Consider the following 25,735-nt stretch of genomic DNA (forward strand, 5'->3'; position numbering starts at 1 on the left):
CCGGTCCGAGGCCGACGGGACGTGAGACACGCCGACACGGGGGATTCCCGCCTGTGCTGGACGGGCTACTCTCGCCCGGGTGACGGAGTTGGCACCCGGGATCCACGAACGGTTGGTCACCAACGAGGTGGCGAGCCAGCTCGAACAGATCAAGGCCGACCTGGTCCAACGGGACAGGCTCGATCCGGCTGACGCCGACACCATCCTCACCCGGCACATCGCCGGCCTGGTGCGGCGGGCGTTGCGTGCGGCCGGCGGCAGCGACGACAACGAGCGGCTGTCCCGGCAGGTCGACATGGCCAACCGCATCGCCGAGAGCATCGCCGCACTCGAACCCCAGGCCGCCACCGACGACGACCAGGTGGCGAAGGCGCACCAGCAGCTTCTCACCGCGATCGCGAAGCCTCCGACGCCGCCGGCCACGCCGCACTTTCCCGCCCGTCCGGCCACCCCGCTGTCAACGGGCGCCCTGCTGGTCAACGGTCGGCACCAGCCGCGGATCGGCCACGAGGTCAACACCGAGATGGCCTCCGCGGACCGGGTCGACCTGCTCTGTGCCTTCATCACCTGGCAGGGCGTACGTATGCTCGAAACCTCGATCCGCGAGCTGATCGAGCGCGGTGGCGAACTCCGGGTGATCACCACGACCTACCTTGGCGCGACCGACCAACGCGCCGTCCACCAGCTCGCCAAGCTGGGCGCGAGCATCAAGATCTCGTACGAGACCAGGACCACCCGGCTGCACGCAAAGGCGTGGCTGTTCCACCGCGAGACCGGGGTGACCACCGCGTACGTCGGCTCGTCGAACCTGTCCCGGGCCGCCCTGGTCGACGGCCTGGAGTGGAACATCCGGGTCTCCGGCCTGGAGCAGCCGTACGTCATCGACACGTTTGAGACGACGTTCGCGGACTACTGGAATGACCCGGCCTTCGAGGAGTACGACCCGGCCCGGGACGCCGAGCGGTTGAAGGCGGCACTGCAGGGCGAGCGTCGGCAGCGGCTACCGCGCGGCGAGCGGCTGATCGACACCGTCGAGGCAAACGTCGAGATCGCCAACATCGACGTCCACCCGTACGGCTACCAGCGGCTCATCCTCGCTGACCTCGAAGCCGAGCGGCTGGTCCACGACCGGCACCGCAACCTGGTGGTGATGGCCACCGGCACCGGAAAGACCGTGGTCGCCGCCCTCGACTACCGGCACCTGCGGGCCGAGGGTCGGGCGAAAACGCTGCTCTTCGTCGCTCACCAGGAGCAGATCCTCCGGCAGAGCCGGTCGGTGTTCCGGCACGTGCTGCGCGACGGCACGTTCGGCGAACTCCTCGTCAACGGTGAGAAGCCGAGCGAATGGCGGTACGTCTTCGCCTCGGTCCAGTCCCTGCACCGGCTCGGCGACGAAGACCTGCCCCCGGACCGCTTCGACATGGTGATCGTGGACGAGTTCCACCACGCGGAGGCGCCGACCTACACCCGACTGCTGGCGCGGCTGCAACCACGTGAACTGCTCGGGCTGACCGCGACCCCGGACCGGGCCGACGGTCAGAACGTTCGGCACTGGTTCGACGGGCGTACCGCCGTCGAACTGCATCTCTGGGAGGCGTTGGAACGGCAGCTTCTCGCGCCGTTCCAGTACTTCGGCGTACACGACGATGTTGACCTGTCGAACCTGCGCTGGCGGCGGGGGCAGGGCTATGACCAGGGCGAACTCAGCAACCTCTACACCGGCAACGACGCGCGGGCCGCGAAGGTCCTCCAGGCCGTACGCGACAAGGTCGAGGTCGGCCAGATGCGGGCGCTCGGCTTCTGCGTCAGCGTCGCCCACGCGGAGTTCATGGCGACATCGTTCAGCCGGGCCGGCGTGCCCTCGGCTGCCGTCACCTCGAAAATCGACCCGGCCGACCGGCGCCGGCTGATCGACCAGTTCCGTGCCGGTGAGCTGCTGGTCCTCTTCACCGTCGACCTGTTCAACGAGGGTGTCGACCTGCCGATGGTCGACACGATCCTGCTGCTGCGGCCCACCGAGAGCGCGACCATCTTCCTCCAGCAGCTCGGTCGTGGCCTGCGCCTCGACAAGGGCAAGGCCTGCCTGACCGTACTCGACTTCATCGGCGGGCAGCACGCCAACTTCCGGTTCGACCTGCGGTGGCGGGCGCTGACCGGGGTGAGTCGCCGCGCCCTGACCGAGGCGCTCATCCAGGATTTCCCCCACCTGCCCAGCGGCTGCCACATCGAGCTGGACCGGGTGGCCAAGGACGTCGTACTGGCAAACCTTAGGTCGGCGCTGCCCAACTCGACCAACAACCTCACGAATGAACTGCGGGAACTCGGAGACGTCAGCCTCGGCACCTTCCTACGGGAAACCGGCGTCGAGTTGGCGGACCTGTACCGCCGCCGGACGATCGGTGGCTGGGCCGGCCTCCGCCACCGGGCCGGCCTGGGTCGGGGTGAGCCCGGCCCGGATGACGCCATCCTCGGCGCCGCGATCGGCCGGATGTTGCACCTGGACGACCCGGATCGGATCAACCTGCTCCGCCGGGTCGCTGCCGGGGAGCGCCCAGCTCCGGGCCGGCTGGCCAACCTGCTGCACGTCGCGCTCTGGGGCAACAAGATCCCACTCGACCGTACGGAGGAAGGGCTGCGCCGACTCTGGGAGCACCCGGACCGGTGCGCCGAGCTGGCAGAGCTGGCCGACGTGCTGCAGGAGCAGATCCATCGGGTCACCCACGGACCGGTCTCGTCAGCCGTGCCGCTACGGGTGCATGCCCGATACAGCCGGGACGAGGCGTTGGCCGGCTTTGGTGTGCCGAACCCGACCCAACTCCGTGAAGGGGTGAAGTGGGTCCAGCAGGAGCGGGCCGACCTTTTCTTCGTCACGCTGGTCAAGGCCGAACACCACTACTCGCCCACCACCATGTACGCCGACCGTGCCATCACCGAGCGGCTCTTCCAGTGGGAGTCACAGAGCACCACCTCGGCCGCCTCCCCGACCGGGCAGCGCTACATCCGGCACGCCGAGCAGGGCTCGACCGTGCACCTCTTCGTACGTGAAACCAAGGTCAAGGACGGCGACCTGGGCGTTCCGGCGTACCTGTACGCCGGCCCGATGACGTTCCGGTCCTACACCGGCGACCGTCCGATGCGGGTCATCTGGGAACTCGACCGTCCCCTCCCACCCGACGTGTACGCCGCCGCCCGCGCCATCGCCGCCTGAAGCCCGTCGATGATCTGAGCACGATGGACCTTATACGGTCTGGATAGGGGCCATAGTGCTCAGATCGTCAGCGCCGCAACCGCACGTGGCCGATCACAGCGGCTGGTGTGTCGCCCGGCGCGGAGGGATGGTGCCGTGGAAGTGGAGTTGGAGCCGTACCGGGTCGAGTTGACCGGCTACTGCTACCGGATGCTCGGCTCGCCGTTCGAGGCGGAGGACGCAGTCCAGGAGACCCTGGTCCGGGCCTGGCGGAACCGGGACCGGTACGACCCTGACCGCGCCCCACTCCGCGCCTGGCTCTACCGGATCGCCACCAACATCTGCCTGGACATGCTGCGCGGCGCCCAGCGTCGAGCCCGCGCGGTCGACCTCGGCCCGGCGGCCGGACCCGGGGCCGACCTCGGTCCACCACTGCCGGAGTCTGCCTGGCTGCAACCGGTCCCGGATGGTCGGGTGCTACGACTCGACGGCGACCCGGCGGAGGTGGCCGCCGAGCGCGAGACGATCCGGCTGGCGTTCGTCGCCGCGCTGCAGCACCTGCCGCCCCGGCAGCGGGCGGTGCTGATCCTGCGTGAGGTGCTCTGCTGGCAGGCCGACGAGGTGGCCGGACTCCTGGACACCACGGTCGCCTCGGTGAACAGCGCGCTGCAACGGGCCAGGGCGACCCTGCGGGCGACGCCGCCCGCCGAGCCGTACCGGCCGCTCGACGTCAAGCAGCGGCATCTGTTGGCTCGCTACTGCGACGCCTTCCAGCGGTACGACGTCGAGACCCTGGTGTCGCTGCTGCACGAGGATGCCACCACCTCGATGCCGCCGTTCGTCTGGTGGCGATGCGGCCGGGCCGAGATCCGCGAGATGCTGCGCGCGGCCGGCAATCCCTGTGCCGGTGCCCGGTTGGTGCCGACCGTCGCGAACGGCACACCCGCGTTCGGCCAGTACCGGCCGGCCGGCGACGGGACCGGCTACCGGCCGTTCGCGCTGGTTGTCGTCACCATCTCGGCCGGGCTGATCACCGAACTGACGACGTACCTCAACGCCGACCGGCTCTTCCCGGTCTTCGGCCTGCCGGCCGGCCTGTCCAGGGAGGCATGTCCAGCAGGGCCGCATGTTCAGGAGAGCCGCATGTCCAGGTTCGACGACATGACTGAGAGGCATGATTATGACTCCCAGTCATAACAGTCAACCACCAAACAACTTCCCGCACAGCGCCATCTCACCGATGAGTTTCCGGCCGCCGCCCCGTAGTAACCGGTGAACACCGTCTACGAGGGGAACGACAAGATGGCCGACTACCTGGACGTCAACGGCGTACACATGTGGTTCGACGAGCGGGGCGCGGGCGAACCGCTGGTACTGCTGCACGGTGGGCTCACCGACAGCCGCTGCTTCACCGGCAACCTGGACCGGCTCGCCGACCGGTTCCGGCTCCTGCTGCCGGAACGTCGGGGCCACGGCCACACCGCCGACGTACCGGGGCCGATCACGATCGAGCTGATGGCCCAGGACACCATCGGCTTCGTCGAGAAGACCGTCGGCGGGCCGGTCCGACTGGCCGGCTACAGCGCCGGCGCGGCGGTCGCGCTCCAGGTCGCCGTACGCCGCCCCGAACTGGTCGACCGCCTGGTGCTGGTCAGCGGCGCCTACCGCCCCGACGGCATGCTCTTCCGGCCGACCGCCGACAGCACGCCACCGGCCCCGCTGCTCGCCGCGTACGCCGAGGTGTCGCCTGACGGTGCGGACCACTTCCCGGTGGTCATCTCGAAGATCGCCCGGGCGGTTGACGAGGAACCCGGGCTGGAACCGGCCGACCTCGAGGCTGTCACCTGCCCCACCCTGGTGATGGCCGGCGACGACGACCTGGTGACGCTGGAACACACCGTGGCGTTGTACGAAGCGCTGCCGAACTCGCAGCTCGCGATCGTCCCAAACGCCTCCCACCTGCTGTTGCAGGAGAAGCCGGAGTTCTGCGCCGAGTTGGTCGCGGACTTCCTGAGCAACGATCACCCGCCCACCTGGATGCCGATCCGGCGCGCCGGATCAGCGCCCAGCGCCAGCTGAGCACTCCGCGGTGCCGGGCGCGCCGCCGTGGCCCGGCTACCGGACAGATCGAGGGATGACGCGGGCGCCCGAGGTGGGGCAGGATGATCCGGACCCTGGCCCGGCCCGCGCCCGTTGGCCAGGCAGGAACTTCCCGCGCACGGGAAGGATCCGCGCCGCCGAACCACACCGCCGGAGGCCCCTGATGCTCGACGACATGCGCGATCTCCGGGCCGCGGTGGCCGGATACCGTACGGCGGCGACCGCTGCCGGCCTCGCCTGGCCGGTGCCGGCGGAGTCGCCGGCCGGGCAGCCGCCCGAGCTGGTCTACCGGCTCTTCGGGGTGGACCGGGTGCCCGAGCAGCTGGCCTGGTTGACCTCCCAGGGAATGCACGAGCACCGGCTGCTGCCCAACGGCGGATGGGTCGAAGCCTGGCCGACCGGGGGTGAGCCGCTCGACCTGCTGAGCCTCTCGATCGGTACGCCTTTTCCCTGGCGACAGCAGATGCCGCTGTTCCACTTCGAGTACATCTTCTACACGTTTGTGCTCGCGGGTGAGCACGAGGGCGAGATCTGGCGCTACGAGCTTCCCCCCGACACCCTCGACCTGGCGGTTCGTGCCGCCCCCAGCGCGGCTGCGCTGTTCACCGAATGGACGAGGGGAATCGCCGCCGGGGTGGTCGCCCACGACCGGACGAACGGGTGGCTCCAGGTCGGTGGCGGCAGCGCGAGCGTCGGGAGGCTCCTGGAGCGGGACCTCGACCCGCTGGCCTTCCCGGTCTCCCTGGTGGACGAGCCGCTGGTAAGGATGCGGCAGCGTGAATGCGGGGTCGACATGGCCCGGGTCGAACTGGCCCACGGCGACGAGGGCTTCGACTGCTTCGAGGAGCTGTCCGACATCGTCCAGGCAACCCGCGCCTCGCTCGGCGTGTGACCGGTGCCGGCCCTCCCCTGCCGGCGCCGACCACACACGGCTGCCGGTCAGCCGGCGACGACCTGCCGGCCGTCCAGGTAGGACATCACCGCCTGGTTGGCCTCCCAGCCGTCCGGGAACTTCACCGGTACGTTCAGGTGCACCGGCTCGGTCGACGGGTGGGCGTCCAGCAGCTCGCTGATCCCCGCCCTCGCCACCACCACACAGGCGTGCCGGTGCCGGGACGCCAGCACACACAGCCGCCCCGCCTCCAGGTGGAATCCGGTCGCGTCCCGCCGTCCCGACAGCGGGTGCAGCACGATGGTGACGTCGTACTCCCGGCCCTGGAGGCGGTTGGCGGTGTCGACGGTGATCCCGGCACCGGCCATGCCGAGCCGGGCGCGGATCGCCGCGACCTGGTCGCGGTGCGCGGCCCCGATCGCGATCCGGTCCGCGGTCACCGGAGCCCCCTGCGGCGTACGCTCCGAGACCGCCACCGCGCCCCGTTCCAGTAGCCGCAATCCGAGTTTGGCGCAGGCCGCCGCCGCCTCCGAGTCGGTACGTAACGTGTGCCGGGCCGGCAGTTCGTAGAGTGCCCAGCCGGTCGCGGCGGCCAACTCCAGCGCCTCGTCCACCGGCCCGCCACCGAATCCGGCGGTGGTGAACGACAGTGACCGCTGCTCCGCCGTCGTCCCGGCGGAGAAGCCGGTGAACGGATAGAACGCCTCGGCCACCACCGGGGCCGCCGAGGCGGGCAGCCGCCACGACACCGGCAGCCGGTGCACCGGCAGGTCGGGATTGTGTCGCAGCAGCGCGGCCACCGCCGACTGCATCGGGTCCCAGGTCAGTCCGAGCCAGCGTTCGGTGTCCACTGTGGAGAACGGGTCGAGCTGGCCCGGGTCGCCGACGAAGAGGGCCCGGTCGAACCGGCTCGCCACCCGCAGCAGCGCGTCCGAGCGCATCTGGTACGCCTCGTCGACGATCGCCCACGGCCAGCGGCCCTCCGGAACCATCGCCCACTTCGCGGCCGTACCGATGATCACCGACGACGCACCGAGGTCGGCGACCTTGGCGGCGACCCGGACCGTCGAATAGTTCTGGATTCGCTCGCTCGCCGAGTAGTCGTTCGCCGACAGTCGCCCGATCGGCAGCTCCGGCTGCGCCTGGGCAAGCCGTTCGATCAGGTCATCGACCTGCTCGTTCGTCTGGGCGACCACGATCAGCGGCTCACCGGCCTGGGCCAGCTCGCCGGCTGCCTTCACCACCAGCGTCGATTTCCCGGCGCCGGGCGGCGAGTCGACCACCACGCCCCGGTGTTCCCCGTCGTGCAGGTCGGCGAGGACGGCGGCGACCGCCCGGTCGGCCCGTACTCCGGGCGGCTCCGCCGCACCCGGGTCGAGGCTGGCGCGCGGCGCCACCACTCCGAGATTCCGCGTACCGGGCAGCACCCAGCGCTGTGGCGGCGACGTTGTCATGCCCACTCCTCCCGGGCGTCGTCGGCGGTCGGCTCGACCGGCTCCTCGTACGCGGTCGGCGGGCCGCCGTGGGTCCACGGCGTCTGTTCCCGGTCCGGGAACTCGCCCGGCGGCATGAAGCCGTCGGAGAGTGTGGTGTAGCAGAGCCGGTTCCCGACCTCCGGCACGCTCCCCGGTGCCGGGGTCAACGCCCGGCCGAGGCCGCCGGTCAGCTCCAGCACCAGCTCGGTCCCCTCGGACCCGTCCGACGCCGGGTTGACGAAGACCACCCGGGCCTTCTGCTGCGGCCGGTCGGGGGAGAAGACCGCCGCCCCCGGGATGATCTGGACCGGGTCGCTGGTCCGGAGCATGATCCGGGGACGCAGTACCCGCCGTTTGCCGCTGTCGTCGATCCGGTTCGGGTCGGCCAGCACGACGGTGCCGACAAACGCCTCGCCGCTCAGCCGGTGGTCGGCCATCACCAGCGGATCGTCGTACGCCCGCTGGACCGCGTACGACTGCAGGGCCCGTTCCAGCCGGTGCAGCCGGGTCGCGGCGGTGACCGCCCCGTCCCGACGCGGCTGGGGGAAGCCGCCCTCCTCCAGGTACAGGATGAAGTTGGTGAACGCGTCCCGGTCCTCGGCCCAGCGCTGCTCCACCCGCCCGCCCGGCGGCAGCGCCCGGAGCAGGTCCAGCCCCTGCCACATCAGCCGCCAGGTCGGTTCGAGCTGCGACCGGAGCGCGTCGGCGAGCACGTCGGCGGCCCGGGTCCGGCGTACCGGGTCGTCGGCCGCCTCCTCGTAGTCGGCGATCGCCGGCGCGAGTACCTCGTTGTCGAAGGTCGGGTCGGTCAGCGGCCCGGCCGGCGGCCAGCTCACCGGATCCTCGGCCAGCGCCGCCGCCTCGGCCCCGGTCAGCCCGGGTGGCGGGTCGATCCAGCCGAGCAGCGCCGGCAGGTGGTTGTCCTCCAGCGGGGACTGTCCGGTCGCCCAGTGCGCGGTCAACGCCTCGGTGAGCCCGAGCAGCAGGCAGGAGCCGGGATGTTCGGCCCGGTCGGCGAGGAACGTCAGCCAGCGGCCGAGCACCGGCACCGACGGATGCACCGGATAGTCCCCGTCGGTACGCCGGAACCGGGTCGACCGGCCGAAGAGCCGGATGAACTGGATTCCGGTCGAGTTCGGCACCAGCAGCTGCGGCGCGTCGACGTACCGGTGCCGGACCTCCTTGCCCCGGTTGACCGCGACCGCCTCGGCGACTCCCCGGAAGCCTGTCAGGTAGGGCAGGACGATCCCGGCCAGTTCGGCGGCGAAGCCGAACCGCTGGTCACGGTTGCGGGGCTGCGGTACGAACAGCAGCCTCGGGCTGTCCCGGTCGGTGCCGACCAGCGCGGCGAGCGGGGCGTTCGCCTCACCGGCCATGGCCAGCGGGATCACCACCAGCGGCCGGGCGCCCAGGTGCAGGTGCCGGACGGTGGTGGTCCGCTGGGCGCGTCCGGCCGCGACCGCCTCGGCCCGGGCCAGCGCGGTCAACGTACTCATCCGGCCGGAGTCCCGATCCGCGCCGACGTGGTCATGCCGGCGCCCCGGCCAGGACCTCGGCGCGCAGCCGGGCGGCGGCCCGCAGCAGCGCGGCGGCCTCCGCCTGCTCCTCGGCCGGTTCCAGGGTCTCACCGGCCAGCCCGAGCACGGTTTCCACGTGTTCGATGCCGCCGAGCGCCTCCCGGGTCGACGGGCCGAGTGCCGCCGTGCAGCCGCGTGCCTCGTCCCGGCAGAAGTACGCCAGTTCACAGACGGCCAGGCAGTCCGGCGCGTACCGGGAGTCGACGGCCCGCAGCGCGTCGGCGACCGCCGCCGGCTCCCGGGTCGGGACCCCGGCCGCGTCCGGCGCCAGGTCGAAGCTGAGGTCCGCCGGCAGCGCGGCCAGCAGCTGGTCGACCTTTGTCATCCGGCTCAGCTGCCGGCGCAGCACGGCCATCTGCTTGCGTACGTCGATCAGCACCGCGGTCGGCTGGTTGGAGAAGTCCCGGGGGCAGACCAGGATCACGTCGTGCGAGACGATCTCCGGGTCGAATCCGGCGCTGGCCAGCAGTTCCCGCATCGCCAGCACGTAGACCGCCGACTGGATCGCCGCCGAGGAGACCTTTCCCGCGTCGGCCTGCCCGTCCACCACCGCGAACGACTTGATCTCGACGACGTGGAACCGGCCTCCCGCCTGGAAGGCGATCAGGTCCGGTTCGAGGTAGACCGGCTGCCCGGCGACGTCGATCCGGAGCAGCGGATGGTCGAAGAGGGTGCCGGCGTCGTCAGCCCCGGCGGCGGCCCGGGTCAGCAGGGCCCGGGAGCGGGCGTACCGGACCTCGGCGCTCTCCTTCTCCCGGCCGGTCACCGACTCCAGGTCGTCGTACGCCACCTCGGGAATCGGCAGTCCGAGCCGTTCCCGGAGCAGGGCCAGCAGTTCGGCGGCGCCGTTCGCCTTCACCTGCGCCTCGAACGCGTTGCCTCGGGCGATGGCGAACCCGGACTGGCCGAACCGGGCCGGGAAGTCGACGTACGCGGCCAGCCGCTGCTTGTCCACTCCCGCACAGTCGAGTACGGCCCGCCGGGCACAGCCGGGATTACGGGTGAGCGCGGCGATGGTCCGGGCGTTGTGCCGTTTCGGTGCCGTACCGCCCCGGATCGCGGCCAGCCGCTCGGTGGTGCCGACTCCGGTGCTGGTGATGCTGCTCGTCATGCCGTCCTCGTCTCCCTGACCCGGTCCAGCGTGTGGCCGAAGAGTTGCGCGACGTCGTCGAGGTGCCGGCGGGCCCGGTCGGCCGCCGCCGCCCGGTGGGCCCGGTCGGCCTCGGCGTGCACCTCACGCTCGTGCTCCGCAGCTTCGATGATCACCCTTGTGTCCACTGTGCCGGGTATCTGCCCGGCCGACGCGCCGGGGATGTTGGTCGCGAACCGCCACAGCAGCCGGGTCAGCTGGGGGTTCGGCTGTGGCATCCGGGCCGCCCGCTCGGCGATCCGGACCGCCGCGGTGAGGAAGTCGACCCGGGGACTGAGCGGGCCGACGATCCGCCGTTCCAGCGGCCAGGTGGAGACCCCGAAGAGGCCGCGCGCCGGCGTCAGGTGGTCGGCGGTCAGCGCCGCGCAGAGATAGTACGGCCGCGAGTGCCGGGCGGTCTCGTACGACCGTCGCTCGTCCCGGCGCAGGTGGGTGAGGCGGGCCGGGGCCAGGCCGTGCCCTCCGCCGTCGAGCCCTCCGCCGTCGAAGAACGCCTCGTGTACGTCGGCGATCAGTTTCGACGCGGCCGGTACGCAGAGCAGGGTCAACGCGTGGTGCACCTGTTCCCGGACCGGCAGCAGCGAGCCACCGGCGCCGGCCCGTCCGGCGCGCGTCGAAGCCGTTGCCCGGGCGGCCTGCGGCGAGCCGGTCGCCCGGGTGGACCGCGACGAGCCGGCGGCCCGGCCGGCCTGCCCGGGCACGGCGGCGGGACCGGCAGGCTCGGCGACCACGGACTCGGCGGTGTCGGCGAGGTCGGTGATGGCCTGCTCCCAGGCACGTTCGGCGGCCCGCAGTTCGGCCCGGAGCGCCCGGGTACGCGGATTGTCCCGAGCCACCACGGCACGACGTACCTCCGCCCGGAGGGCGTCGATCCGCCGTTCCAGCACCTCCACGGACTCCGCCATGAGGCGTGAGCGTACAAGTTCCAGTCTTTTCCAGCAAAGACCCCTATGTCCGCGTGTCGCACCCACGGAGTTATCCGATGTCCCGGATAGACGGCCTCGACTACCCTGCCGGGCCATGTGGAAAAAAGCTTCTGCCGTGCTGGTGGCGGCCCTGCTCGGTGCCGGCCTCGCCGGCTGCACCGCGGACGGTCCCCCGACCGAGCCGGCGGCCCCCATCTCGGTCTTCCTGACCGAGGACGTCACGGAGCAGCAGAAGCAGGCGATCGAGGCGCGGCTGCGGGCCGTACCGGGCGCGACGGAGGTCAGGTTCGAGTCCCGGGAGCAGGCGTACCAGCGGTTCAAGGAACTCTTCAAGGACCGGCCGGAGATGCTCGCCCAGGTCAACCCGGAGTCGCTGCCGGAGTCCCTGATGCTGACCGTGCGCGACCGGGCCGCGTTCGACCGGGCCGCAGCCAGCCCGCTCCGTACCGAACTGCTCGCCCTGCCAGGCGTGGACGACGTCGTTCTCCCCGGCAAGCCCGGTGACGGCGCGGTGAGCGAGTGTGTCGATGCGCTGCCACCGCTGCAGGGTGTCTCGCCGAACGAGATCTGGGTGGTCCTGACCGACGGTGCCGACGAGGCACAGCAGCAGGCCATCCTGGCGAGACTGGAAGCCTTCCCCGGCGTGACCGGGGTGGTACGGGAAACCCGCACGCAGGCCACCGACGGGCTCCGACAGCGGTACGGGCTGAACGCCGACGAACTCGCGGAACTGACGAAGCTCCGGCCTGACCTGCTCCAGTCGCGACTGCGGGTGACGCTGGCCGACGCCGCCGCCGTCACACAGGTCACCGGATCCGACCTCGACGACGACCTGTGCCGTACCCCGTGGGTCGAGCGGGTGCTCATCCCACCCCGATAGCTGGCGATCTGACCCGATCCTGCGCGACCGCCTGTCTTCGCGTCGTGGGACAGGCGGCGCTTCGACCGTTCTCGCCCACGTCAGTGGGTTGGTGTGACGACCTGCCGGACAAGTGCCTGCATCCGCGTCCGTTCCCCGGAGAGGTTCGAGACCTGCTTGAGGCCGGTTGCGTTCGGAGCACCGAAGAAGCGGAACAGCACCTGTCCCGCCTGTCGGCCGGTAACGCTGGTCGGCCAGTCCGACGCACGGAGCCCGGCGACGTAGGCCGCGTTGAGCAGCCGCCAGAGATCGACCGCATCCTTGTCGGCGAACCGCCCTCGATAGGCGAAGGCTTTGACGCATATTGCCGACGTCAGCTCCGGCAGCACCAGCCGGGTACGGAGATCGTCGCCAGCCGTGAGACGAACCCGGAGATCCACCGTGGTACCAGGGCGATGCAACGCCAACAGCAGTCCCGGCACCTCGTCGACGACCAGGTCGCCGTGACGCTGGTTGGGTACCAGGGCACCCCGATAGGAGGGCGCGAGCACGTCCACGACCAACTCGAGTGGTCCGTACCGGTCCGCTCGCTCACGTACGAACCGGTTCGCCGCGCCTCGGGTCAGATAGCCGCGCCCAGTCAGCGCCGTCGGCAGACGAGGATCAGCGATGACCGAAGGCAACGCGGCGAAGTCCGCGTCGGCCGTCTCCCGCATCGGCACCTGGTCCGCGACGCCGTAGGCGGCGACAAGCAGTGTCACCATGTGCCCGCCGACGATCCGGTAGTCGATCCCGAGTTCGGCGGCGATCTCGGACAGGTCGGCGAGGGTTCGGTAACCGGCATCCGCCGCCCTGCTGGTGGACGCGACCGAGAGGGAAATGGCGTCTGTCGGCTCCGGGTCCTTCACGCCGCGTCCTTTCGGTTGGCGAGCCGGCTGCGGCTACGCAACGCCTCCCACAGGCGGGTGACCGCCTCATCCGTATCCGGGCCTGGCACACGGCACATGTCCCAGAGGATCTGCATCGGATCAGCCAGCGGCAGCGAGCCGGCAGGGGGTCCCAGGTCGGTCACCGCAGGGGGCCACACACCCGGGTCTTCGGGGATGACGTACTCCAGCGTGGAGTCCTCCTGCAACGCGGGCACGAAGCCGGCGGCGGCCAGGTCGAGCCCCGCACGTGTGTAGACAATCGCCCGTCCCGGGTTACGCCACGGCGCTATGAAGTCAGCGGCCACGTCACCGGAGACCACAGCCGAGGGCCGGATGTGGGCAGAGTCGGGCCAGCCGGTGGCCGGGTCAGCGAGCTCGATCACCGCGCGCGCCTGGGACACCGGGGAGTCGAGGCCGTACCAGAAGGTACGCAGGCCGCCAGGGCCTGGGTACTCCGCCAGCCACCACCGGGTTGCCTCGTCGAAGTCCCGCACCCGCCAGCCGGCCGCGTCCCGTTCCACAAGCCCGTGGTCGGTCAGCATCCGGAGCGTCTGGGACACCCGCGGTTGGGAGATCCCCGCCAGCTCCGCCAACTGCCACTGAGTGCTGAACGGCCGCTCGACAAGTCGGCGTAGCAGGGCGAACGCACCCCAGGGCAGCCGACCCGGCCGACGCTGGCGGGCTCCGGGCCCACCCGAACGGCCCTTCTTCCCGTGGCCGAGTTCGACCCGGTACCCCGCGATGTGGATCACGCCGCGCACTTGGTGATCATCATCGACCAGCCAGGACCAGCCGGCCTCCTCCAGCAACGCCTGCACAGCAGCCGAAGCCGACGGAACGATCAGCAGCACCGGCTGAGTCCGCCATCCCGGAAACCGTCCGAGATCGCTGGGATTCAGCGGCACCGAGAAGGCCAAGACGGGAACCGTGCTCCGCCGCTCACCGTGGCGGAGTTCGACCTGGCTCGCGTCAACCGGCACAGCGGTGATCCCGGCTTCGATCAACGCGCGCCAGATGTTCGCCGATATAAGCATTATCCGTCCTCCTCAGATAATACTTATAACACGTGGCAGAGGCGGGTGGTGTCGACCAGGAGAAGGCCCCGGGAAGGCAGCGCCCGGAGGGAACTCAGGGACGGAAGTCCACGTCCCCGCGGCCCCACCGGCCAGGAATGTGACTCAGCCGCACCCGGCCGAGTTCACGGGGCACCTCGGGGTCCACCGCGAGTTCGTCGCCGGACGAGTTGAGCCCGAGCACGATCCGCAGTAACAGCAGCGGCGCCCCGGTCGACCACGCCTGCGGGCTGCAGGCGGTCGGGTACTCGACCGGAGCGGCGGACGTCTTCCGGTCGTACCCGGCGAACGCCTCCGGCAGCCGCCCGTCGAAGTGCGACGCCGCCTCGAAGATGCCGCGCGCGATCCGGGCCGCCTCCGCCCGGTACCCGTACCGGCGCAGACCCCAGGCGATGAACGAGTTGTCGAACGGCCACACCGTGCCGGTGTGGTAGCCGATCGGGTTGTACCGGGCGGAGTGCTCGGCCAGCGTCCGAATCCCCCAGCCGGAATGTAGACGCGGCCCCATCAGGTGCCCGACGACCGCGTCCGCCTTGTCCTCGTCGACGATGCCACTCCACAACAGGTGGCCGATGTTGGAGGAGAGCGCGTCGACCTGGTCGCCGTCCGGCCCCAACGCCAGGGCGTAGTAACCCTCGTCGGCGATCCAGAAGTCACGGTTGAACCGCCGCTTCAACTCCTCCGCCGACCGTTCCAGCTCGTCCGCGTACGCCGGGTCGTGCCAGACCTCGCGGGCCAGCCGGGCGGCCCGCAGTTTCGCGTCGTACGCGTACCCCTGCAGCTCGCAGGTTGCCCGGGGCAGGCCGGGCAGCCGCCCGTCCCGGTAGCAGATCGCGTTCGGGGAGTCCTTCCAGCACTGGTTCACCAGTCCGGTCCGCTCGTTGCGGGTCTGGTAGCTGAGGTAGCCGTTGCCGAGCAGGTCGCCGTACTCGTCGATCCAGGCCAGCGCGGCCCGGGTCTGCGGTTCCAGCAGTCGCACCAGGTCGCTGTCCCCGGTCCACGCCTCGTACTCGTCGAGCAGGATCACGAACAGCGGGGTGGAGTCCGCAGAGCCGAAGTACGGCGTGTGCGGCTGTTCGGCGAAGGCGGCGGTGGTGCCGTACCGGATCTCGTGCAGGATCTTCCCCGGCTCGGCGTCCCGGAAGTTGTCCAGCGCCACCGCCTGCGCCCGGGCCAGCACCCGCAGCGTCGAGGCTGCGAGATGCGGTGCGTAGGCAAGGGTCTGCAACGAGGTCAGGATGCTGTCCCGGCCGAAGACGCTCATGAACCACGGCAGACCGGCCGCCGGCACCCGGTACTCCGGGTCGTAGTCCGTCAACGCCGCCTGTCCGCTCAGCGGCCGGAACCGGAGCGCGGCCAGGTCGACCAGGCTCCGCTGGTAGGTGACCTCGAACTCGTCGTGGTCGCACTCCAGTCGGGGCATCTCGTCGAGCCACATCTGCAGTTCATGGACCAGCCTCGGGCGTTCCCGTCGGGCCTGACCCTGCAGTGTCGTCCGGATGTCGCGACCGTCCCACCCGACGGTCTCCACGTGCAGGTGGGTCGTCCACCTGCCGTCCGGCTCGACGTGCACCCGGAAGGTGAAGCCGTCCTCGTCGACCTCGACCGGACCGGTGGCCGAGATGACCGTGGAGCGGGCGTACATGTCGCGCCGGTAGTGGAAGGTGAGCCGGTCGGCGCCGATCTCGGTGGAGAAGTCGCCCACCTTCGGTTCGACGTTCTTCACCTCGAACAGGTCGGCGAAATCGCAGCCGGCCTCGACCCGGATCGTCAGATCGACCGGGTCGACGCCATGGTTCAGCACCGTCAGCCACTCGCACATGCTGCGGGTGATGTCGCGCTGCCGGACGATCGTCACCTCGGACTCCACGTAGAGCGTCGGCTCGCCGGGCACCAGGAAGAACGTCGCCTCGAAGTAGTGTGGCTGGTCCACCGACAGCACGGTGAGCGGTTCGCCGTCGATGGTGAGCTTCCAGGTGGACAGGTGGCGGATGTCGAGCGTGAACAGGCCGGTGGGGAACGACCGCGACGGTTCGATGTCGCCGTTGGCAGCGCTGACCAGGAACATGTTGCCGTCGAGGATGCGTACCGCGTCGGAGCTCATCGCCGGTGCCTCCGCACGAACTCCCGGGGATGGTCGGCGCCCGGCTCGCCGGCGACAAGATGCGGGATCAGCCAGAACTGGAGGAACTTGGCCGGTGTCCCGTACACCACCAGCCGCTCACCGGCCCAGGCCTGCACCAGCGTCATCCGACCGTTGATCATTTCGAGGAGGATCGGCCGGCCGACCCGGACGACCGTGTCGGCGGGATGTTGACCCGCCCGGACGTGGACCCGACCGTCGTCGAACGTGACGACCCAGTACTCGATGTCCCCGCCGTCGCGCTGCCGGTAGTCCCGGTCCTCGGTTATCTCGAATCGGATGCCGCCGGTGACCCCGCTGAGTCGGGGCTCGACGCCGCACCGGGCGACCCGGGCGAAGAACGCCGCGACGTCCTCGTCCGCATCGCGCCTGTCACTCACCCGTGCCCCCTTCCGTCCCGAAGGTCTGGTTCGCGACCACGGATCGGCTGCGTCCGCCGGCCCGGGTCGCGCCCGTCCGGTGGAGCAGATCGCGGTTACCCGGCGATGTGACCGGAAAACGGCGGCACGGAAGACCCGGCGGGAGGACCGGGTCAGCCGGCGGTGTGCGCGTCGACCGGGGCGGGCGTACCGGCGGCCAGGTGCTCGCGGGCGTACGCCAGCGCCGCCCGCAGGTCCTCCTCCCGGTCGGCGCGGCTGCGGGCCCGCCGGGTGGAGACCTCCAGGGCGACCGAGCCGGTGAAGCCGCGTCCGGCCAGCGAGGCGAGCAGTTCGCCGCAGGGCTGGGTGCCCCGGCCGGGCACCAGGTGCTCGTCCCGGCCCTCGCCGGTGCCGTCCCCCAGGTGTACGTGGGCCAGCCCGCCGCCCATCCGGTCGGCCATCGCCAACGCGTCGGTCTGTGCGGCGGCGCAGTGCGAGATGTCCAGGGTGTAGGCGTCGTAGCCGGTGTCGGTCGGGTCCCAGCCCGGCTGGTACGGCACGAACTTCCGACCCGCCATCCGGACCGGGTACATGTTCTCGACAGCGAACCGGATCCCGGTGTGCCCGGCCGCCAGCCGCTCCAGCCCGTCGACGAACGACCGGGCGTAGTCACGCTGCCAGCTGAACGGCGGGTGCACCACCACGGTCGGCGCCTCCAGGGTCTCGGCCAGGATCGCCGACCGACGCAGCCGCTCCCACGGGTCGGAACTCCAGACCCGCTGGGTGACCAGCAGGCAGGGCGAGTGCACCGACAGGACCGGCACGCCGTAGTGCTTCGCCAGCCCGCGCAGCGCCCCGGCGTCCTGGCTGACCGCGTCGGTCCAGACCATCACCTCGACGCCGTCGTAGCCGAGCGCCGCCGCCAGTTCGAAGGCGGCCGCGGTCGGCTCGGGGAAGACCGAGGAACTGGACAGCAGTACGCGGGTGGTCACGTCCTTCAGGGTAGCCCGCTCCGGCGCCCACCACCCGGGACGAGTCGTCGCATATCGCCCGGGAAGCCGCAGAACAGCAGCTCAGGCCGACATCGAGAAAGCTGCCCGACTACCCGGACGCCTCCAGCTGGTCCAGCCGGCGCAGGATGACCCCCTCACGCAACGCCCACGGGCAGATGTCCAGGCTCTGCACGCCGAGCCGGCGCATCACCGCCTCGGCCACGATCGCCCCGGCCAGCAGCTGGTGGGCCCGCCGGGCACTGACCCCCTCCAGTTCGGCGAGCCGGTTCGGCGACATGTGCCGGATGAAGCCGATCACCTGACGCAGCCCGGTCCGGGTCAGACTGCGCCGCGCCCAGAGCCCGGCCCCGGACGGTGCCGCCCCGGCCAGCCGGGCCAGGGTCCGGAAGGTCTTGCTGGTGGCGGCGACCCGGTCCCACTCGATTCCCACCATGTCGTCGACCACCGGGCCGAGCAGGCTCTCCACGTACTCCTCGAGTTTGGCGACCGCCTGGCTGGACGGGGTGTCGCCGCTGTCCGGCCCGAGCTCCAACCACTCCCGGGTCAGCCGGCCGGCACCGAGCGGCAGCGAGAGGGCGAACTCCGGGACCTCGTCGATCCCGGCCGCCATCTCCAGCGAGCCGCCGCCGATGTCCAGCACCAGCAGCCGCCCCGCCGACCAGCCGAACCACCGGCGTACGGCGAGGAAGGTCATCCGGGCCTCGTCGGCACCGGAGAGCACCTCCAGGCGTACGCCGGTCTCGTTGCGGACCCGGGCCAGCACCTCCGGCGCGTTCGTGGCGTCCCGGACCGCGGAGGTCGCGAAGGCCAGTACGTCGTCGGCGGTCAGCCGGACCGCCGACATCTTCGCCTCGTTCACCGCCGCCACCAGTGCGTCCGCTCCTTCTCTGCGCAACGAGCCGTCCCGGCCGATCTGTTCGGCGAGCCGGAGCACCGCCTTTTCCGAATGGGCCGGCCAGGGGTGGGCCCCCCGGTGGGCGTCGACCACCAACAGGTGCACCGTGTTGGAGCCGACATCGAGTACGCCGAGTCGCATGAGTTGCACCCTAGACGCAGGTCGGAACGCCGGTCGCGGGCGTACGCTGACCAGGTGGCAGCACGCAACCAGCTCCGGATCATCGTCGACGACCCCGCCGACCCGCGCAGCCGGGAGGTCCCGCTCGACTTTCCTCGGGAGTGGATCGAGTTTCCCGACCCGGCCGACCCGGAGCACCTGATCCGCGCCGACCTGACCTGGCTGCTGTCCCGCTGGACCTGCGTCTTCGGCCAGACCTGCCACGGCATCATCGCCGGTCGTGCCGCCGACGGCTGCTGCTCGCACGGCGCGTTCTTCACCGACGCCGACGACGAGAAGCGGGTCCGGGCGGCGGTGAAGCGGCTCACCCCGCAGACCTGGCAGCACTACCGGCGCGGTTTCAAGAACTACACCGAGATGGACTCGGTCGACGGCGAGTCGCCGGCCCGGCGTACCGCGACCCGGGCCGAGGACGCCCCGTGTGTGTTCCTCAACGACGCAGACTTCGCCGGTGGCGGCGGTTGCGCGCTGCACGCCCAGGCGCTGCGCGACGGCGTCCATCCGCTGGAGTACAAGCCGGACGTCTGCTGGCAGCTGCCGGTCCGTCGCGACCAGGACTGGGTGAAGCGTCCGGACGGGACGAAGGTGCTGGTCTCCACGCTCGGCGAGTTCGACCGGCGGGGCTGGGGCGCGGGCGGGCACGACCTCGACTGGTGGTGCACGTCGTCGCCGGAGGCACACGTCGGGACCGAGCCGATGTACGTCTCGTACGAGCCGGAGCTGACCGCACTGGTCGGCAAGGCGGCGTACGCCAAACTCGCGGAGATCTGCGGCGAACGGGCCCGGCGTGGCCTGGTCGCGACGCATCCGGCGACCGCGGAGGCCGACCCGGTGGTCGTGCACCGCGAGGAGGGCGGCCGGGAGCCGGCCAGCCCGAAGGCCGCCGCCGGTCGTCGCCGACCCGCCGCCCAGCGGACCGGCGCCGGCAACCACTGAACCTCGGCCCGCCGCCCACCCGACCGGCGCCGGCGACCACCGAATCTCGGCCCGCCGCCCAGCGGACCACACGGACCGCATGCCGCACGGCCCCGCCGGGGTGCGGCCGGCCTACGGCTCGAACTTGTAGCCGAGTCCGCGGACGGTGACGATGAACCTCGGCGCGGACGGCTCCGGCTCGACCTTCGACCGCAGCCGCTTCACGTGCACGTCCAGGGTCTTGGTGTCGCCGACGTAGTCGGCACCCCAGACCCGGTCGATCAGCTGCCCCCGGGTCAGTACCCGTCCGGCGTTGCGGAGCAGCAACTCCAGCAGCTCGAACTCCTTCAGCGGCAGCTGCACCGGGGCGCCGTCGACGGTCACCACGTGCCGCTCGATGTCCATCCGGACCGGGCCGGCGGCCAGGGTCGGAGTGCTGACCTCGACGGCCTCGTTGCCCCGCCGCCGCAGTACGGCCCGGACCCGGGCGACCAGCTCACGCGGCGAGTACGGCTTCGTGACGTAGTCGTCGGCGCCGATCTCCAGGCCGACCACCTTGTCGATCTCGCTGTCCCGGGCGGTGACCATGATGATCGGCACCTGGGAACGCTGGCGGAGCTGACGGCACACCTCGGTGCCGGACATCTCCGGCAACATCAGGTCGAGCAGCACGATGTCCGCGCCGGTGCGGTCGAACTCGGTCAACGCGTCGGTGCCGGTCGCCGCGGCCGAGACCTCGAATCCCTCCTTGCGCAGCAGGTAGGAGAGGGCGTCGGAAAACGACTCCTCATCCTCGACCACGAGTACGCGGGCCACGGACTTTCCTTTCTGATTCGCGCGTCGGACTATCCGACCGGATCGGTCTCGATCTCAACTGACGGGGCTGGCGGCAGGAAGGCGTCCGGCGGTCGGGCCGGCAGCCGCAGGGTGAACGTGGAGCCACCACCAAGAGTGCTGGACACCTCGACACGACCGCCATGGTTGGTCGCGATGTGTTTCACGATCGCCAGGCCGAGGCCGGTGCCGCCGGTCTGCCGCGACCGGGCCTGGTCGGCCCGGTAGAAACGTTCGAAGATCCGGCCCACGTCGTCGGGGGCGATGCCGATGCCCTGGTCGGTGACGGCGATCTCGATGTGCTCCTCGCTGCTGCGTACCGCGACGGTGACCTTCGTCCGCTCGCCGGAGTAGGCGATCGCGTTCTCCACCAGGTTGCTGACCGCGGTGGCGATCTGGCCGTCGCTGCCGTACACCGTCAGGTCCCGTTCGCCCTCGACGGCCACGGTGACCTCGCGGGCGTTCGCGGCGGTCCGGGTCCGGTCCAGCACCTCGGCGATCACCCAGTCCAGGGCGACCGGGTCGGGGTCGGGCAGCGGCTCGGCGCCCTGCAGCCGGGTCAGTTCCAGCAGCTCGTTGACGAGCTTGCCGAGCCGGGTCGACTCGTGCTGGATCCGCTCGGCGAACCGGCGGGCCGCCGCCATGTCCTCCGACGGGTCCAGTGTGCCGTTTCCGGTGGTCTGGTCGGTGGCGTCCAGCAGCGCCTCGGCGAGCAGCTGCAACGCCCCGATCGGGGTCTTCAGCTCGTGGCTGACGTTGGCCACGAAGTCCCGGCGTACCCGGGCGACCCGGTGTGACTCGGTGACGTCGGCGGCCTCGACGGCCACGTACCCGGAGCCGAGTCCCATCGCCCGCAGGTGCACGCCGAGCGGGTCCTGCATGCCCCCGTCGCGGCCCCGGGGCAGGTCGAGCTCCACCTCGCGGCGCACCCCGGTGCGGCGGACCTGGCCGGCCAGGGTACGGATGATCGGATGCGCGGCGACCGTACCCGGGGTGGCGCCGACCCGGAGCAGCCCCATCGCCCGGGCGGCCGGGTTGACCAGCACCGGGACGTCCTGGGCGTCCAGGACGACAACACCGACCCGGAGCGAGTCCAGGCTCTTGCGGCCGAGACCGGACAGCCCGCCGGCCTGTTCCTCGTTGCCGATCGCCGGCCTCCTGTTACGTGTGTCGCTCGCTGGGCCGACCTGTCGGGGAATGTCGGGCCGGGGCCTGGGTTGTCCGGTGTCGTACGATCGGCCCCGCCCGTTGAGTCGGTGCCGGAACGGGCCGAAGAACAGGCCAAGCCCGAGTCCTCCGACGACGCCCGCCACCACCCCCCAGTCCACGCGGCGATCGTAGGGTCATCGTTAACCTATCGACCAGGCAAAATTGGGCGAATCACGCGGCCATCCGCGAATGTTCACCGTCCGGCCGGGTGCCGTTCACCGAGGTTCACCTCGGAGCCGTCGCCTCGCCCTACCGTTGTCGGGACCCTCGTTCATCCGTACCGTCGCCGGGCCGGCCCACCGCCGACCCGGCCGGTGGTACGCCGGTCGCCTCCCGGCGAACTGACCAGCAGGACGTGATCATGCGCGACGAATTCCGGATCGACCTGAACATCGTGAGCCAACTCCTGGTGGACATGGCGGAGGCGGTGCAGGTGGCGATGCGTCAGGCCACCAAGGCGCTGCTCACCGCGGACCGGAAGGCCGCCGAAGGGGTGATCGACCGCGACGCGGAGATCGACTCCATCTTCCGGCAGGTCGAGGAGCGGGTCTGTGACCTGCTCGCCCGGCAGGCGCCGGTCGCCTCCGACCTGCGGGCCCTGATCACCGCCCTGCACGTCGCGGCCGACCTGGAGCGGATGGGCGACCTCGCCGACCACGTGGCGAAGACGGCGGTACGCCGGCACCCGTCCCCGGCCGTCCCGGCCGAGCTGCGCGGCGTCTTCACCGAGATGGCCAAGGCCGCGGACCGGATGGCCGGCAAGATCGCCGAGGTCCTCTCCAAGCCCGACGCCGACCTGGCCGCCGAACTGGAACAGGACGACGACGCCATGGACGAGCTGCACCGGCAGCTCTTCGCGATCGTCCTCGACGACGAGTGGCCGTACGGGGTGGAGACCGCGATCGACGCGACACTGCTCGGCCGCTTCTACGAGCGGTACGCCGACCACGCGGTGAACGCCGGCCAGCGGGTCGTCTACCTGGTCACCGGCGAGATGTGACGGTCGGGACGGGCCCCTTCCGACAGCGGAAGGGGCCCGTCCCGGCCTGTGTCCTGGGTTCAGCGTCCCTGGTTGGCGACCGCTGCGGCGGCCTCCCTGGCGGCCTCCGGGTCGAGGTACGCCCCGCCGGCGACCAGCGGACGCATCGACCGGTCGAGGTCGTAGCGCAGCGGGATGCCGGTCGGGATGTTCAGCTTGGCGATCGCCTCGTCGGAGATGTCGTCGAGGTGCTTGACCAGCGCCCGCAGCGAGTTGCCGTGCGCGGCGACCAGCACCGTACGAGCGGCCAGCAGGTCCGGCACGATCGAGTCGAACCAGTACGGCAGCATCCGGTCGACGACGTCCTTGAGGCACTCCGTCCGGGGCATCAGCTCGGGCGGGAGCAGGGCGTAGCGCGGGTCGCCGACCTGGGACCACTCGTCACCGTCGGCGATCGGCGGCGGCGGGGTGTCGTACGACCGGCGCCAGAGCATGAACTGCTCCTCGCCGTACTCGTCGAGGGTCTGCTTCTTGTTCTTGCCCTGCAGCGCGCCGTAGTGCCGCTCGTTGAGCCGCCAGGAGCGGCGGACCGCGATCCAGTGCCGGTCGGCGGCGTTGAGCGCCAGCTCGCCGGTGCGGATCGCCCGGCGCAGCACGCTCGTGTGCATCACGTCGGGCAGCAGGTTGTGTTCGCGCAGCAGTTCGCCGCCGCGCCGGGCCTCGGCCTCTCCCTTGGCGGTCAGGTCCACGTCGACCCAGCCGGTGAAGAGGTTCTTCGCGTTCCAGTCGCTTTCGCCGTGCCGGAGCAGCACCAACGTGCCCACCGCGGCGCCCTCGCCCGCCACCGGGGCGCCCTCCGGTCCAGTACTCGTGCTCCTACTCATGGGCATCATCCTGCCGGACCGGCCGGTGCGACATGCGGCGACCCTGGGTGACGACCGACACGTGGAAAACCGGGTGACCTGCGATGTCGCCTCCGGCTAGCTTCGTAAGGCGTTTGACAGCTAGTGGTCATTACAGAGGCACGGGGGCACGGGGTGCGGACGGTCCAGAACTGGTTCCGGGACACGACAGGCGGTTTACCGAGGACCTTCTGGTATCTCTGGGCCGGCACGCTGGTCAACCGACTCGGCGCCTTCGTCGTCATCTTCCTGGCCATCTACCTGACCGAGGTACGCGGCTTCTCCGAGTTCGAGGCGGGGATCGTGCTCGGCCTCTGGGGCGCCGGCGGCGCGGTCGGCACGCTGACCGGCGGCGTCCTCGCCGATCGCTGGGGGCGGCGGCCCACCCTGCTCACCGCCCACGTCGGCGCGGCCACCATGATGCTGGCCCTCGGCCTGGCCCGGCCGCTGTGGCTGGTCGCGCTCGGCGCGCTGCTGCTCGGCGTCTTCGCCGAGGGGGCCCGGCCGGCCTTCGGCGCGATGCTGGTCGACGTCGTACCGCAACAGGACCGGCTGCGCGCCTTCACCCTGAACTACTGGGCGATCAACCTGGGCTTCGCCTCCGCGGCGATCCTCGCCGGGCTGGCCGCCGAGGCGAGCTACCTGCTGCTCTTCGTGATCGACGCGACGACGACGCTGGCCACCGCCGCCATCATCTTCCTGAAGGTCGGCGAGACCCGGCGGCTGCGGGACGTCCGCCCCGGCGCCAACCAGCCGGACGGCGCCGCGCCGCACCGGGGTGGACTGCGGGTCGCCCTGACCGACCGGGTCTTCGTCGGCTTCGTGGCGGTGAACGTCCTGCTGGCGCTGATCTTCATGCAGCACATCTCGATGCTGCCGATCGCGATGGGACAGGACGGTCTGTCGCCCTCCACCTACGGCACGGTCATCGCGGTGAACGGGGTGCTGATCGTCGTCGGCCAGCTCTTCATCCCGCGACTGATCCGGGGACGTGGCCGGTCGAACGTGTTGGCGCTGGCCGCGGTGCTGGTCGGGCTCGGCTTCGGGTTGACCGCGTTCGCCGACGGGGCGTGGTTCTACGCGCTCACCGTGGTGATCTGGACCCTCGGCGAGATGTTGAACTCGCCGTCGAACTCGACGCTGATCGCCGAACTGTCGCCGTCCACCCTGCGCGGCCGCTACCAGGGGCTCTTTTCGCTCTCCTGGTCGCTGGCGGCCTTCGGGGCCCCGGTGGCCGGCGGGTTCGTCCGGCAGCAGTTCGGCAACTCGGCGCTCTGGTTCGGCTGCGCGGCGGTCGCCGCCGTGGCCGCCGTCGCCCACCTGGTCTCCGGCCCCGCCCGGGAGCGCCGGGCCCGCGACCTGCGGGTACTCGAGTCGGCGTACGTCGAGTCCGCCGCGCCGCGACCCTCCGGTGCGGACCGGACCCCGGCGGCCGCACCGGCCAACGCCTGAGCGATGGGAGCCAACCGACACTCCCAGCATTGACGGAGATTACGTAGTTACGTAATCTCCGATGTATGGAGTGGGAGGAACGGCTGGCGGAACTGGAGAGCCGGCTCACCGAGCGGATCGACGAATTGGCACGACAGCTCGCGGCCATCTCGGAGCGGCCGGACACGACCGGCACGGGCGGGCCGACCGGCTCCTCCCCCGACGCGACGAGGGGAGGTGGCGGGCGCGACCGCGCCGGCCACCGGCCGGACCAGGACTTCTGGGCCCTGGAAGGGTTGAAGAGCCAGCTCGCCGACCTCGGTGCCGACGACGGCGGGATCCTCTTCACCGGCACCGTCCGGCTCCCCACCCACGAGCGGTACGACTGGCAGTACGGCCTGCTCACCGGGACGGTTCTCGACGAGGTCGACTGGACCGAGGCGGCGGAGTCGTTCGCCGCGCTCGGCCATCCGGTCCGGATGCGACTGCTCCGCGAGATCCTCGGCGGTCGTCGTACGGTCACCGAACTCACCGAACTGGACGGGCTGGGCACCACCGGGCAGGCGTACCACCACCTGCGGCAACTGGCCGCCGCCGGCTGGCTGCACAGCCCGACCCGGGGCCGCTACGAGGTTCCGCCCGGCCGGGTGGTGCCGCTGCTCGTCGTCCTGGCCGCCGCCCGACCGTGACCCGACCGGCGCCCTGAC

At 71.1% G+C, this 25,735-nt stretch carries 22 protein-coding genes; 9 read left to right on the forward strand and 13 right to left on the reverse strand.

Translation table 11 applies throughout. The annotated features are described in order from the left end of the window. Positions 1–79: 79 nt before the first annotated feature. The 4 genes from ABGB05_RS04545 (at position 80) to ABGB05_RS04560 (ending at position 6,179) form a co-directional block, all read left to right on the forward strand. Positions 80–3,208: a DUF3427 domain-containing protein gene (locus ABGB05_RS04545; RefSeq protein ID WP_347651856.1), complete on the forward strand. Its 3,129-nt coding sequence runs from the start codon at positions 80–82 to the stop codon at positions 3,206–3,208. Positions 3,209–3,313: 105 nt separating this feature from the next. After that, a complete protein-coding gene (locus ABGB05_RS04550; protein ID WP_347651857.1) occupies positions 3,314–4,384 on the forward strand; it encodes a sigma-70 family RNA polymerase sigma factor in 1,071 nt (356 codons plus the stop codon). Positions 4,385–4,459: 75 nt separating this feature from the next. After that, positions 4,460–5,266: an alpha/beta hydrolase gene (locus ABGB05_RS04555; RefSeq protein WP_347651858.1), complete on the forward strand. Its 807-nt coding sequence runs from the start codon at positions 4,460–4,462 to the stop codon at positions 5,264–5,266. 196 nt (positions 5,267–5,462) lie between these two features. Next, complete coding sequence (locus tag ABGB05_RS04560) at positions 5,463–6,179, forward strand: hypothetical protein (protein ID WP_347651859.1); 717 nt, start codon at positions 5,463–5,465, stop codon at positions 6,177–6,179. Positions 6,180–6,226: 47 nt separating this feature from the next. On the opposite strand, the gene ABGB05_RS04565 is transcribed toward ABGB05_RS04560, so the two are convergent. The 4 genes from ABGB05_RS04565 to ABGB05_RS04580 are packed head-to-tail and all read right to left on the reverse strand — an operon-like array spanning position 6,227 to position 11,286. Continuing rightward, complete coding sequence (locus ABGB05_RS04565) at positions 6,227–7,633, reverse strand: AAA domain-containing protein (protein ID WP_347651860.1); 1,407 nt, start codon at positions 7,631–7,633, stop codon at positions 6,227–6,229. Continuing rightward, complete coding sequence (locus ABGB05_RS04570) at positions 7,630–9,150, reverse strand: hypothetical protein (RefSeq protein ID WP_347651861.1); 1,521 nt, start codon at positions 9,148–9,150, stop codon at positions 7,630–7,632. The genes ABGB05_RS04565 and ABGB05_RS04570 overlap by 4 nt, the downstream gene beginning before the upstream one ends. A 31-nt stretch (positions 9,151–9,181) precedes the next feature. Next, positions 9,182–10,342, reverse strand: coding sequence for a hypothetical protein (locus ABGB05_RS04575; protein ID WP_347651862.1), 1,161 nt, complete (start codon positions 10,340–10,342; stop codon positions 9,182–9,184). After that, complete coding sequence (locus ABGB05_RS04580) at positions 10,339–11,286, reverse strand: hypothetical protein (RefSeq protein WP_347651863.1); 948 nt, start codon at positions 11,284–11,286, stop codon at positions 10,339–10,341. Before ABGB05_RS04580 ends, ABGB05_RS04575 begins: the two co-directional genes overlap by 4 nt. A gap of 115 nt (positions 11,287–11,401) precedes the next feature. On the opposite strand from ABGB05_RS04580, the gene ABGB05_RS04585 reads away from it, so the two are divergent. Further along, on the forward strand, positions 11,402–12,187 hold the full coding sequence (locus ABGB05_RS04585; protein ID WP_347651864.1) for a permease-like cell division protein FtsX: 786 nt from the start codon (positions 11,402–11,404) through the stop codon (positions 12,185–12,187). Positions 12,188–12,267: 80 nt separating this feature from the next. Here ABGB05_RS04585 and ABGB05_RS04590 read toward each other — a convergent pair whose 3' ends face one another. The 6 genes from ABGB05_RS04590 to ABGB05_RS04615 form a co-directional block, all read right to left on the reverse strand. Then, positions 12,268–13,074: a hypothetical protein gene (locus tag ABGB05_RS04590; protein WP_347651865.1), complete on the reverse strand. Its 807-nt coding sequence runs from the start codon at positions 13,072–13,074 to the stop codon at positions 12,268–12,270. Next, entirely contained in the window at positions 13,071–13,856 is a 786-nt protein-coding gene (locus ABGB05_RS04595; RefSeq protein ID WP_347651866.1) for a winged helix-turn-helix domain-containing protein, read from the reverse strand. Before ABGB05_RS04595 ends, ABGB05_RS04590 begins: the two co-directional genes overlap by 4 nt. Positions 13,857–14,223: 367 nt before the next feature. Further along, positions 14,224–16,272 carry a glycogen debranching N-terminal domain-containing protein gene (locus ABGB05_RS04600; RefSeq protein ID WP_347651867.1) on the reverse strand — a complete coding sequence of 683 codons (2,049 nt, stop codon included), beginning with the start codon at positions 16,270–16,272 and terminating at the stop codon, positions 14,224–14,226. Next, complete coding sequence (locus ABGB05_RS04605) at positions 16,269–16,691, reverse strand: SCP2 sterol-binding domain-containing protein (RefSeq protein ID WP_347651868.1); 423 nt, start codon at positions 16,689–16,691, stop codon at positions 16,269–16,271. Before ABGB05_RS04605 ends, ABGB05_RS04600 begins: the two co-directional genes overlap by 4 nt. Before the next feature lie 152 nt (positions 16,692–16,843). Next, entirely contained in the window at positions 16,844–17,662 is an 819-nt protein-coding gene (locus ABGB05_RS04610) for a sugar phosphate isomerase/epimerase (RefSeq protein ID WP_347651869.1), read from the reverse strand. Between the two features lie 109 nt (positions 17,663–17,771). After that, the gene (locus tag ABGB05_RS04615) at positions 17,772–18,719 is read right to left on the reverse strand and encodes a Ppx/GppA phosphatase family protein (RefSeq protein ID WP_347651870.1); all 948 of its coding nucleotides are present in this window, start codon (positions 18,717–18,719) and stop codon (positions 17,772–17,774) included. Positions 18,720–18,773: 54 nt separating this feature from the next. Between ABGB05_RS04615 and ABGB05_RS04620 the strand changes: the two genes are divergently transcribed. Further along, positions 18,774–19,694 (forward strand): hypothetical protein, encoded by a 921-nt coding sequence (locus tag ABGB05_RS04620; RefSeq protein ID WP_347651871.1) that lies wholly within the window; start codon positions 18,774–18,776, stop codon positions 19,692–19,694. A 111-nt stretch (positions 19,695–19,805) separates the two neighbouring features. On the opposite strand, the gene ABGB05_RS04625 is transcribed toward ABGB05_RS04620, so the two are convergent. Both ABGB05_RS04625 and ABGB05_RS04630 read right to left on the reverse strand, forming a co-directional pair. Further along, positions 19,806–20,489 carry a response regulator transcription factor gene (locus ABGB05_RS04625; protein WP_331214460.1) on the reverse strand — a complete coding sequence of 228 codons (684 nt, stop codon included), beginning with the start codon at positions 20,487–20,489 and terminating at the stop codon, positions 19,806–19,808. Between the two features lie 29 nt (positions 20,490–20,518). Then, a complete protein-coding gene (locus ABGB05_RS04630) occupies positions 20,519–21,835 on the reverse strand; it encodes an ATP-binding protein (RefSeq protein ID WP_347651872.1) in 1,317 nt (438 codons plus the stop codon). Positions 21,836–22,077: 242 nt separating this feature from the next. Between ABGB05_RS04630 and phoU the strand changes: the two genes are divergently transcribed. Then, entirely contained in the window at positions 22,078–22,716 is a 639-nt protein-coding gene (gene phoU / locus ABGB05_RS04635; RefSeq protein WP_347651873.1) for a phosphate signaling complex protein PhoU, read from the forward strand. Between the two features lie 59 nt (positions 22,717–22,775). On the opposite strand, the gene ABGB05_RS04640 is transcribed toward phoU, so the two are convergent. Continuing rightward, positions 22,776–23,579 carry a phosphoglyceromutase gene (locus ABGB05_RS04640; protein WP_347651874.1) on the reverse strand — a complete coding sequence of 268 codons (804 nt, stop codon included), beginning with the start codon at positions 23,577–23,579 and terminating at the stop codon, positions 22,776–22,778. A 153-nt stretch (positions 23,580–23,732) separates the two neighbouring features. Between ABGB05_RS04640 and ABGB05_RS04645 the strand changes: the two genes are divergently transcribed. Next, entirely contained in the window at positions 23,733–25,049 is a 1,317-nt protein-coding gene (locus ABGB05_RS04645; protein ID WP_347651875.1) for an MFS transporter, read from the forward strand. A 65-nt stretch (positions 25,050–25,114) separates the two neighbouring features. Further along, positions 25,115–25,717 (forward strand): helix-turn-helix domain-containing protein, encoded by a 603-nt coding sequence (locus tag ABGB05_RS04650; RefSeq protein WP_347651876.1) that lies wholly within the window; start codon positions 25,115–25,117, stop codon positions 25,715–25,717. The last annotated feature ends 18 nt before the right edge of the window (positions 25,718–25,735 follow it).

It is taken from the genome of Plantactinospora sp. B5E13 (assembly GCF_039871775.1).
GTDB lineage: Bacteria > Actinomycetota > Actinomycetes > Mycobacteriales > Micromonosporaceae > Plantactinospora.